We start from the raw sequence: 10,649 nt of genomic DNA, 5'->3' as shown, positions 1-10,649 counted from the left end.
AAAGCACGTAGTGTTCATGGATTTCTAGGAGGGATTTACGCGTCCTTGTGTGCATATCAACTGATCCATAAAAATAAGCCAACAATTCAAATTATGAAGTCATCGGCTTAAGCAGGATTCGGGTTAAAATATGGAAAATATGTTTTTGTGAATTATAATCAAATAGGTTCATTAAAATATGACATTAATCACATAAAATGCATTATTATATTTATGTAAGCATGAAAAATATTAGAACAAAAGTATACAAACAATTAATCAAGTTAACGCAATAAAACAGATTTCTATTCAAAAGGTGAAGTTAATAATGAATATAAAAAATGCTCCTAAACATAGAAGCATTTTATTTTTAATGAAAATAAAAAATTATTTTAAATAGTCTAATAAATGACTAAAGTTCTCAATCGTATATTTAGGCTGTGCCTGCTGTAATTCAATTTCTGAACCATAGCCGTATTTGACTGCAATCGACTCAATCCCATTATGGCGGGCACCAAAAATATCATGCTCACGGTCCCCCACCATAATGCATTGATCAGCCTGTATGCCTTGTTGTTCCAGGATATACTGAATCAGTTCCCCTTTATTGGTCCGATCACCATTCAGCTCACTGCCATAAATCTCAGTAAAATACTGGGCCAGATTAAAATGTTCCAGAATCTGTTTGGCATAAACGGTTGGTTTTGCTGTTGCGAGAAACAGGCGATAACCACGGCGTTTAAGTTCCGCCAGAGTTTCAGCTACGCCTTCAAAGACGTGATTTTCATATAAGCCAGTCACTGCAAAACGCTCACGATATGCCATTAGTGCCTGTTCAGCCAGGGTATCATCCGCATCTACATTCAGAATTTTGGCTAGCGAAGCTTTTAGAGGAGGCCCGATAATCCAGTCAATATTCGTGTCTTCACTGATCGGATGACCCACCTTTTCCAGACCATAGCGGGCAGAAGTCGTAATCCCCACTTTTGGATCAGTTAATGTACCATCCAAGTCAATTAAAATATTCTGAATCACACCTTGTCCCCTATGTTTGCAGCCGACATCAATTCATATCGTGAGTATAGCCAGATTTGTCTACCCTAAAGCAATTATTAGGCCATAAAAACAAGCCAAGAATGCCCATTTTCAGGGTAATCAACTCTATATTTTGATCAGATAAAACATACGAAATTTTGCCTGACAGACCGTTCTTGCAAGTGATAGAAATTAATATCGAGAGTTTGAATAAATTTGCCTATACTAAGGCAATTTTAGTGAATGAAGGACATCATTTTGCGACCTACCGTACTTTGCTTTTCAGGTTTAGATCCTTCAGGTGGAGCAGGCCTTCAAGCAGATATTGAAGCCATCGGTCAAAGTGGTGCTCATGCTGCAATAGCCTGTACAGCCCTGACTATCCAGAACTCACAACAGGTCTTTGGTTTTGAAGCAACTTCAAAGGAATTACTGCTGGCTCAGGCCAATGCTGTGGTAAAGGATCTGCCGATTCGTTGTGTTAAATCAGGCATGCTGGGAACGACTGAAAATATTGAAGCACTGGCAGAATTTCTAACTGCGCATCCGGACTATCAGTATGTACTGGATCCAGTGCTGGTAGCCAATAGTGGTGGCTCACTCGGCAATCAAGCCACACTGGTCAAAGCGTTTAAACAACTGATTCCGCTAGCCACGATTTTAACTCCAAATACAGTCGAGTTGCGCGCTCTGACAGGTGAGCAGGATTTAGATCAAGCCACGCAGAAACTGTTCGAAATGGGTGCCCACGCGATTCTTGTTAAAGGTGGCCACGAAGATACTCCCGACTATATCCAGAACCGTCTATATATTCAGGGTGAATTGATCAACGAAACCCGTTGTCCGCGCCTGGAAGGTGAATATCATGGCTCAGGCTGTTCACTGGCGAGTTTCATTGCCGGACGTCTAGCCTTGGGTGAACAGTTGAAAACAGCCGTACAACATGCAGAAACCTGGTTATTTGGTGTATTAAAAAATGCGGAAATTCCGGTACCGAATGGTCAGCGCATTCCAAAACGCTTTTAATCTTCCCTAAATAAAAAAGCCTGAACGATTCAGGCTTTTTTATGGCGATTTTTTTCAAGAATGGACAAATAGATGTGATGATCTTGTTTCAATGAAATTTAAAACTTTTGCCTTAACCTGCCAGTTTCACAGGGCGCAGTTTTTCAGTCTTCTCCTGAACAGGGACAGAAATATGTTGATAATGCAATTGCCACTGATCTTGCTGCTTGCTCAAGACCATGCTGAAGCGGCACCATTGCAAAGGGAAATATCGTTCCATCGCCGCATAAGCAATCCGGACATAACCATATACGAAAGCCATGTCATTATTGACCTGAATGGTGACCTCCTTCCGTTCAACGCGCATACCATTGTTGCGCATATATGGTCGGTACTGTTGCCATGCAGCCTGATAAGCCTCGATCCCTTTCAGTTCGGAGCTAATATCAATCAGACAGACATCTGGTCGGCAAAGTTGACGAATTTCGCTGAATTCAAGTGAACAAATAGCTTGATCCCATTTTTGTAAAAATGTCCTGACTTCCTGAGCCAGACATTCTTCCCCTATTATTTTCATTGAATACCTCTCTATAAGGTTTTATTCAGACTTGAAAACCGAGATTTCAAGCATCTCATTATTTTCAGTCTTTCTTGTTTTTCATTATTTTTAATTATGTAAATGGGTCCTAGTTTTACCCATCCCCCCATATATCAGGTCAAAAGTGTGACCTAATACCTAAAATTACACTATTTTTTAATTATAGGCAAAATTTTCTGATCAACTGCAATAATCAGGTGAATTTTGACTGATTATTTAAATTTTCATGCTCTAGTTTTATTTATCGTTCTTTATATTTCAAAATCGCTTTGATACTTCTCAATTTTTTATTAAGTTCTGATGTATTCAAGATAAAGAGAGAAACTAAGAAAACTTCATTTCCTAGTCCTCACTTCAATCTAAAAAAAATCAAATAATAGCTTTAGTATAAGTCTCTTTGTCCATTTCCAGAATTTCAACACAGAGCTGAATCTTTAACCCCGGCTGCGAGACAATGTGCTGCTGCATGACCTGAAGTACCAGCTTGGAAATTGCCTGGCGGATGTCCAGACTACGACCAGTCAGGAGAGAAACTTTAGCATGTACATAAGCCTGATCTGTCTCCTGCTCTAGTCCAATCACAAAATCCTGCTGTACAATCGCCCTACTTTTTAAATCATTCGGGTCATTAATATAACCGGCGTTAAATAAGGCCTGGTGAATTGCCAACATTAAAGGTCGGGTTTCAAGCTGCTGAATATTATCTGAATATTCAAGATGAAGATGAGGCATAAAGCATAGATCCAGGCATGATATGGCAATCAGAAGAGATTGATCTTCGAGTTTGAGGAAGAAGCATAGACCTTCAAACCCGAAGACCGAAAGCACTCATTCGTATAAGAACGTATCAGGCTTTTTTCACATATTCAGATTTGAGCTTCATGGCGCCAATGCCATCAATTTTACAGTCAATATCATGTCCATCAGTTGCATCGGGTAATAGACGAATATTTTTGACCTTAGTCCCGACTTTAACCACTGAAGAAGATCCTTTAATTTTAAGATCCTTAATCACTGTAACTGTATCACCATCAGCCAGCAGATTGCCATGCGCATCCTTGATGACCACGGTTTCCTCAGTTGCTTCCCCTTCTTTCCACTCATATCCACATTCTGGGCAGATTAACAAGTCACCATCTTCATAAGTATATTCAGACTGGCATTTTGGGCATTGTGGTAGAGCCATAGCAACCTCAACAAAATAAAAAAATAAAAGAAAAAACAAAAAATTAAAGCTGAACTATAGCATCTTTGGGTGGGTTCATGCTCAAGCTTTAAAAGGATCTCCCGCTCGACTTAATTAACTGAACTTAACCATCTAAAATATGTGGATTGACCAGCCAGGACAAAAGCTGCAATGACTCCTGCCAGCTTAAGTGACATGCAGATGGTGGTACCAGATCCGGATAACCCACCTGAATAATATGCAGGCTGGTGCCTACAGACACTTTTTCAAAGATGAGCGTGACTTCAATTTCACCTTTGACCTCAGGTGTAGAAAAGCAATCGGTATAGCGCAGTAACTGGTTAGGAATAACTTCATGATAGGTGCCATGTAAATGATGCTGGGTACCAGTGGCAAAATTGGTCAAGGTGATTTTATAGCTGCCTCCCGGTTTGACTTCGGCATGCTCAACTCTGGCAGTAAAGCCATGCGGTGCCAGCCATTTTGCGATGGCATCTGGATGAATAAAGGCCCGGTACACCCGTTCCGGTGGCGCACTGAATACGCGATGCATTTTTAGGGTATAACTCATTTCAGCCTACCTTTTTTTCTTGTTCTTACTGAAAGATTATTTTTATTTATTATTCGGACGGATCATCCCGATCTCGTCGGCCTCAGTATTTAAATAACTGCCCAACATACTGTACGGCCTAAATATAATTGTTATCTATCTATTTTATAGGATGTATAACAAAAAACTACAGTTGACCCGACCAATACCGCAGGCCATAAAAAACCCGGCTTAACCGGGCTTAAATAAGGAAATTTTGATTAGCTGCTACGAAGTTTGCTTTCGCCCTCTTCTGAGTCGCCCTCATCATCATAGACATAAGCCATACAGCCCCAGCCGTCATATTCACCCTGAAATTCAGCGGCAATTCTGGTAAACCATTGTTCTAAGTCGACAATATTTTCATAGGTAGGTTGCATATAGACATGAATGGTAATTGTCCACTCCAGCGTATCGCTCTCCTCATCCTGATATAGGCTTATCTTTTGTTCTTCTTTAAGCAGATGCAATGCACAGCGGTCAGCCTGTTCTTCACTATTAAAGGCTATCGAGAATTCAATTTCATGGTCGTCCTGCAGATCATCACCATCCTGATACATTTGCCACAGTACATGACCATTTTCATCGTCAGGGAATTTGTCATAATCGCGTGCCATAGAGATATCCTTATTATGATGTTTTATTATTCGATTCAGCTTAACTTATTTTATTTGAATTATCGAGTACAGAATATGAAAAAAAATTAACTTTCTCTAAATAAACAACTGAATTTTATCAATATAAATTTAAGAATTTGAGAAAAAAAGCTGCATTTTCATCTAATTAAAAATACCTGCATATCAATCTGCAGATTAAAAAATTTCATCGGTTGATCTGTCTTTTTTAATTGTAGTTAGGAAGCGATCACTGCAGATGGCTCAGACACTTGATTCTGTTGAAGCTCAAGTAAAACGGCGGCGAATTTAAGCTCTTCCAGACGTAAGTTCAGATAAGACTCCTGAATCATGGCCTGGCTCAAGCTTTGTCCTTTATAGTTCATCAGGCGATAATCATCTTTTAAGGATTGCAGCATTTCACCCAGATTATGAGTATTTAACTGGGACAAATAGAATTCTGCCCTGCTATTAAATGCCAGACTCAAAATCTCGATGGTGCTCTTGCGACGATCCTCATCGACATAATTACAGCTGGCCACCTGCTGCTGTTCTTTGGCCTGCTCAATCTGTGTTCTGATAGTCAGTAAATGCCGGGCTGCATCAGTATCGTTGTAGCCACTAATGAGCTGATCCAGAAGCTGCGTGACCGGCAGATCAAAACCATGTTGATAGCCCTTGATCTTATGCTCGAGAGCTTCAACTACTTCTTGCAGTCGCTGTTGTTCTTTAGCCTGCTGATAATAAGCCTGTAAAGCTTTTCGAGCCTGTCGCTCAATATCAGCTTCGGCCTGAGTCTGTAAATTCTGTAAATACGCTTTGACCTGAGCGATATAGGCTTTGAGATCATCCAGCATGATGGAAGCATCAAGCTTGGTTACTTCTACGAAATTTTCGGCCTGCAAGCTGCGGTTAATAATGTATTGTTCGATGTCACAGATATCCTGATATTGTTTATATTTATTCAGTTCAGTTCTGGCACTTCCCAGTTGCATCCGTAGCTGGGTCATTTCATAATTTAATTCATCAACTTGTGTTTCATAATCAGCCAATTTACTGCGTGAATGATCCAGATTTTCCTGTAAGGACTGAATATTGTTTCTTGATAATTTCAGGCTATTGAATACCCATAGTAATACAATGATTAAAACACTTGCGAGAACAAAGAGCACGCCACTTAGCATCATCCTGTCCCTTACCCCTTGCACCATATATAGGCACTAAAAAATTAAAAATTTATGATGTTTTAAAGTTATTCTGCATAATTTAATGATGAGAATCAAAGATAAAAAATGACCATAAACATTTAATATAATTGATCTTTTAAATGATTTTTCACCTATAAAACCTTAATATTTTTATGCCTATCAATTTACTTAAAATGAATCTGTTGGTGATAATCAATTAAAGGGGTTTTTATTTTTATATCGAATGTTATAAGAACAAACCCCTGAGAGACTGCAAATCTTGATAAAAACTGAATAAAAATAGATAGATCAAACAGTTAAACTAAAGATAAAGTGATAAAGTCCCTTAAATGATTCCTGAAATTTTTCCGGGTACACTTTTTTAATTTCAAAAAATCATTACTTGATAAGACATGATTCAGAACATAATTTTTCTAGAAAACTGCTTAAATTCAACTCCATAATTTTCCGATGACTGAAATAAATTCTGACATTTCTGTTGCAGCTTACTAAAATTTAAATATTTATCAGAATCCATATTCATTTTTTGAATGCTTAAATTTTACTAAAATGGTGCAGGTGCAAGAATTTCAACTTTATGACCACTCAAGGGTTGAGTAAAAGTCAGTTCACTGGCATGCAAGGCCATGCGATTAAGAGGACTACGCGTTGGTTCCGGATGATAGATTTTATCGCCCGTAATCGGATGACCGATATGCAGCATGTGGACTCTGAGCTGATGTGAACGCCCGGTAATTGGCGTTAGTAATACCCGGCTGATGTCTTGCTCAGGCAGATATCCCAGCCGTTGATAGAGTGTTTTGGCAGCTTTACCCAGTTCAAAATGCACCATTTGCCGAGGGCGATTTTCCCAGTCAGTAATCAAAGGTACATCGACACTGCCCTCGGCCTGAATTTCTCCCTGTACCAGCGCAATATAGTGTTTGCTGACTGTACGTGCCTGAAACATTTTGCTGACCGCCACTTCAGCATCGCGATGTTTGGCAAACATCAGGATACCAGACGTGGCCATATCCAGACGATGGGTAATTTTGGCATTCGGATAACGCTCTAGTACCCGTAGATAAGCACTGTCATGATGCTCAGGCAAACGTCCCGGAACAGACAACAAACCGGCCGGCTTCTCAATGACAACCAGATCATCATCTTCATACAGAATATGCAATGGGTCTTGAGGCGGCGCGTAGACAAAGTTGTCGTTAATAGGCATGTGCTGTAAGCATTCAGGAGAAAACGCGCAAAATAACAATGTCAGGGAATACTGTCAATCCAGCCCTGTTACAGGATCAGTGCCTGACTAAGCTTTGGACGCTGCACTGATGGGAGATACTGAATGACCCGACTGATACTGGGTTTTCAGTCTGTCGAGATCTTCATTTAAAAATGCCATAAGATATTGCTGAACCTGTGACATAGTCAGATTGCGAAATGACACATAGTCTTTGTTTTTCAGGCTAAACAGTCCCAGAATTTTATGTTGAGCTTCGACTTCAATATCACTTTCCAGCCTGAACTCAAGCTGACCTGACGGCGCCAGTTCATTCAGTGTGATCTGAATCGACTGTTCAGCATCGGAGTCTGTTACGGTAAAAGTGGTAATGGCGGCTTGCATCTGTAATTGTAAAACCCGTAACTGTTGCCAGTTAATGGACTTGAAAGTAGAGAGAATTTCTTCTGCCGATAAGCTGCCTAGCTGCTCTGCTTCGTCTTCTTCTTGATGCGGATAACTGATTTCTAATTCATATTTTTTCATGGGACGTGCCCCTTTCTTATATGCAAAATTATCATAGCATTCTGTTTTATTTTTCAAGGATATAATTTGTGAGCAAATATTAAACATATTATACTTTAAATTATTTATATCAAATACTTATAAACAACCAGCGACATTAGAGTAGTATTTAAACATAAAATAGTCGAAAGCTATAGGCTGTAAATAAAATAGATTAGATATGTGATTAAAATAGTATTTATTTGAATCTCAAATGAATTTACAGCTATTTAGGAAGAATATAAGTGACTGGGTAGGGAAGGTGTTCAACAGTTTGGAGGAGAAGATTGTTTTTATGAGAGGAGAAAATTTTGAGGGTGTTGGGAAAACATCTTGATGGTTTACTTCAACTATCACTCTTTGTAAGAAATGATCTTATAGCCTATAAACTTTTGGTCTATAGCGTCCTAAGCCGAATCGAGACCTTTTGGGTTCGTACTGCACTCGCGTTTTGCGCCACTCACAGCATGCTACTCTTTTCGATCCCATCACACCCTTGAGATCTATAGTAGCCAAGCTGCGGCAAAATTAATTTCCTAAGATTTTTTAATTTTCCCGATTTTTGAAAATATTTTTCTTTAAATATATTTGAAGAAGAATTTTTTACCTTTCACCTCAAAATAAAGATCTTTTATTGCAGAAAGAGCAGAATTACTGGAATTTATCTTCATGTAAAACCTCATTCTGCTCTAAATTTTTTAGACCCCTCTATTCAGCTTTCCAGCCATTTAATCAGCCAGATAATAATCCACTGTAGAAACCACACGAACTTTCTTTAGATAAGGCGTATTGCTGTCACGGTCCTCAATGCTAAACAAACCTTGATTGGCAGTTTTGATTTTCCCGAGACGGCTTTGAGAATCCGCGGCAAACTTTTCTGCCACACTGCGGGCATTTTGCGTGGCTTCTTCAATCATGGCTGGTTTGATGTCATTCAATTTGGTAAAGATATATTCCGTTCTTTGCCCGGAATCATCACCACCAAAAGCAATGCCCTTTTTACCCAGAGCGACCAGACGGGTTTGCGCTGCACGGACTGCATCAATATTGTGGGTATAAACCGTAATGGTCTGATGCGCGGTATAACGTAAGGCAACATTGGCATCACCGCCGTATTGCTGGGCATATTTATCTGTAGTGACTGGAGAACCGGTGGTAATTTCTTCTGCCTTAAAACCCTCACCTTTTAAGAAAGCCTGAATTTGCTGGGTTTGCAGCTCCATGGTGTCATACAGTTCGGTCAGATCCTGACTGCCGCCACTAAAACGGATCGGCCAGACGGCGACATCGGCTTTCACTTCACGTTCAGACAGCCCTTTTACGGAAACAATCCGCTCATACTGTTTAATCTTGACCGCACTATTGCCCAAAATGAATCCGGCGATAATCATTCCCAAGCCGATCAAAGCCCCTAAAATCAAGGCAGGTTTAAACTGATTCATTGATCCGAACTCCTTTTCCATATTGTTATCCTGTTTCGAGCATTATAAGCCTTAAACTGCTCTGTGTAATGCTGATGCGACTATCAGTTTTATTTATTCCTGGAACTTTGGAAAGTTTTATCTCCTAACTTTTCCCCATCAAATATAGGGTAATTAGCGGAACCAGATTGAACAGGAATATCCCGACTTTATAAATGGCCATGCCGCTATAGTGAATGGCATCAAAAGTTGGATCTGAGAGCTGAAACCATTGACCATGCAATCGTTTCACCCAGTCTCGTGCAGACAATCAGCAAAAACCAGAGCATTAAAATGCTGTAATTCAAAGCCAATGTATAAAGTAAAAACCGACACCAGAAATCGAGATTCATAGTGATTCCCTGCCTGTAGAGCCATCTATCCTTAAGTTAACAGATTGATCAAATGTTCAGGAACTGCTGATTTGTATCTGTGATCTAAAGGGAAATGGTTTAAATATTTTCAGCTAAAAGTTTCAGTTCTCACTTCCAGCGATCACTTTTTAGCGTACAAACAGATGACGGGTATGATGATTGATATAGGCATTTAAGCCATCACCATACTGGGCCAGCTGTTTCATATTTTCCACATGCTGATAGCCCGTACTGCTATAACTATAGGTATACACTTTCGAAGTTTTCTTAAATTGAACCCGAATAAACTCATTGCCAATCTCATAATTGGCCACACCCGAGTCATGATTGAGATCAAGATAATGTTGCAATTGAGCAGCCCTAAACATGATAAATCTATAGTTTTATATGGGGTCAAATTGATCATTTTTCAAACAGGATAAATGATAAAACCCACTGTATAGCGGGTTTTAAATGACGACCAATATGTCTATAAATCTCATTCTGTACAGCACTTATGACAGCCCTCTACTTTCTCCCTCGGCCAGTTCATTCTTGCGCGTTTATAAGCCAGATCATAATTAGCAAAATATCCAATCAGAATCTGGTTATCAAATTCTGGCAGGTCTTCACAGCCTCGTGTTGCGTTATGAATATAGTGCACGCCTTGGGCAGACTCTTGTTCATCTACAATAAATTTAATCATTTATAGTTCCCCTAATATTTGTTTTGGCTCTAGACTAGCAAAATGATTATGTTAGTCTAGAATCATGATAGAAAACAGTAAATTAAGTCACTACAAGATTAAAAAAATTATTCAATGCTTTTGTGTTGATATTCCTGCTTCCAAA

The 10,649-nt window shown here is 39.4% G+C and carries 13 protein-coding genes and 3 pseudogenes; 3 read left to right on the top strand and 13 right to left on the bottom strand.

The annotated features are described in order from the left end of the window. Nucleotides 1-111, top strand: a pseudogene (locus FTV12_RS15670) (IS982 family transposase); the annotation flags it as partial. 255 nt (nucleotides 112-366) lie between these two features. Here the strand turns inward: FTV12_RS15670 and FTV12_RS15665 are convergent. Continuing rightward, a complete protein-coding gene (locus FTV12_RS15665) occupies nucleotides 367-1,014 on the bottom strand; it encodes an HAD family hydrolase (RefSeq protein ID WP_180004020.1) in 648 nt (215 codons plus the stop codon). A gap of 258 nt (nucleotides 1,015-1,272) precedes the next feature. Here FTV12_RS15665 and FTV12_RS15660 point away from each other — a divergent pair, with 258 nt between their 5' ends. Next, the gene (locus FTV12_RS15660) at nucleotides 1,273-2,040 is read left to right on the top strand and encodes a hydroxymethylpyrimidine/phosphomethylpyrimidine kinase (RefSeq protein ID WP_180012494.1); all 768 of its coding nucleotides are present in this window, start codon (nucleotides 1,273-1,275) and stop codon (nucleotides 2,038-2,040) included. Between the two features lie 112 nt (nucleotides 2,041-2,152). On the opposite strand, the gene FTV12_RS15655 is transcribed toward FTV12_RS15660, so the two are convergent. The 12 genes and pseudogenes from FTV12_RS15655 to FTV12_RS15600 form a co-directional block, all read right to left on the bottom strand. After that, nucleotides 2,153-2,596: a nuclear transport factor 2 family protein gene (locus FTV12_RS15655; RefSeq protein ID WP_159123697.1), complete on the bottom strand. Its 444-nt coding sequence runs from the start codon at nucleotides 2,594-2,596 to the stop codon at nucleotides 2,153-2,155. A gap of 390 nt (nucleotides 2,597-2,986) precedes the next feature. Then, nucleotides 2,987-3,349 (bottom strand): 5-carboxymethyl-2-hydroxymuconate Delta-isomerase, encoded by a 363-nt coding sequence (locus tag FTV12_RS15650; RefSeq protein WP_004785128.1) that lies wholly within the window; start codon nucleotides 3,347-3,349, stop codon nucleotides 2,987-2,989. A gap of 115 nt (nucleotides 3,350-3,464) precedes the next feature. Then, nucleotides 3,465-3,803 carry a zinc ribbon domain-containing protein YjdM gene (locus FTV12_RS15645; RefSeq protein ID WP_034705280.1) on the bottom strand — a complete coding sequence of 113 codons (339 nt, stop codon included), beginning with the start codon at nucleotides 3,801-3,803 and terminating at the stop codon, nucleotides 3,465-3,467. 124 nt (nucleotides 3,804-3,927) lie between these two features. Beyond that, the gene (locus FTV12_RS15640; RefSeq protein WP_004785131.1) at nucleotides 3,928-4,374 is read right to left on the bottom strand and encodes an SRPBCC domain-containing protein; all 447 of its coding nucleotides are present in this window, start codon (nucleotides 4,372-4,374) and stop codon (nucleotides 3,928-3,930) included. 239 nt (nucleotides 4,375-4,613) lie between these two features. Beyond that, complete coding sequence (locus tag FTV12_RS15635) at nucleotides 4,614-5,009, bottom strand: ribonuclease E inhibitor RraB (protein WP_180012490.1); 396 nt, start codon at nucleotides 5,007-5,009, stop codon at nucleotides 4,614-4,616. A 236-nt stretch (nucleotides 5,010-5,245) separates the two neighbouring features. Further along, complete coding sequence (locus FTV12_RS15630; RefSeq protein WP_180012492.1) at nucleotides 5,246-6,190, bottom strand: hypothetical protein; 945 nt, start codon at nucleotides 6,188-6,190, stop codon at nucleotides 5,246-5,248. Between the two features lie 568 nt (nucleotides 6,191-6,758). Next, entirely contained in the window at nucleotides 6,759-7,424 is a 666-nt protein-coding gene (locus FTV12_RS15625; RefSeq protein WP_179993180.1) for a pseudouridine synthase, read from the bottom strand. Nucleotides 7,425-7,511: 87 nt separating this feature from the next. Next, nucleotides 7,512-7,967: a hypothetical protein gene (locus FTV12_RS15620; RefSeq protein ID WP_004785138.1), complete on the bottom strand. Its 456-nt coding sequence runs from the start codon at nucleotides 7,965-7,967 to the stop codon at nucleotides 7,512-7,514. A gap of 746 nt (nucleotides 7,968-8,713) precedes the next feature. Beyond that, entirely contained in the window at nucleotides 8,714-9,427 is a 714-nt protein-coding gene (locus FTV12_RS15615; protein WP_005237113.1) for an SIMPL domain-containing protein, read from the bottom strand. A gap of 124 nt (nucleotides 9,428-9,551) precedes the next feature. Beyond that, nucleotides 9,552-9,798 (bottom strand): annotated as a pseudogene (locus FTV12_RS15610) (DUF6868 family protein). A 149-nt stretch (nucleotides 9,799-9,947) separates the two neighbouring features. Then, nucleotides 9,948-10,169 carry a hypothetical protein gene (locus FTV12_RS15605; RefSeq protein WP_159123700.1) on the bottom strand — a complete coding sequence of 74 codons (222 nt, stop codon included), beginning with the start codon at nucleotides 10,167-10,169 and terminating at the stop codon, nucleotides 9,948-9,950. A 128-nt stretch (nucleotides 10,170-10,297) separates the two neighbouring features. Beyond that, nucleotides 10,298-10,504 (bottom strand): hypothetical protein, encoded by a 207-nt coding sequence (locus FTV12_RS15600; RefSeq protein WP_005237115.1) that lies wholly within the window; start codon nucleotides 10,502-10,504, stop codon nucleotides 10,298-10,300. Nucleotides 10,505-10,568: 64 nt separating this feature from the next. Here FTV12_RS15600 and FTV12_RS15595 point away from each other — a divergent pair. Further along, a pseudogene (locus FTV12_RS15595) lies at nucleotides 10,569-10,649 on the top strand (IS1595 family transposase); the annotation flags it as partial.

The sequence above is a fragment of the Acinetobacter sp. YH12233 genome, from assembly GCF_013417725.1.
Taxonomy (GTDB): Bacteria; Pseudomonadota; Gammaproteobacteria; order Pseudomonadales; family Moraxellaceae; genus Acinetobacter.
This window is presented reverse-complemented; position numbering and strand designations above follow the sequence as displayed.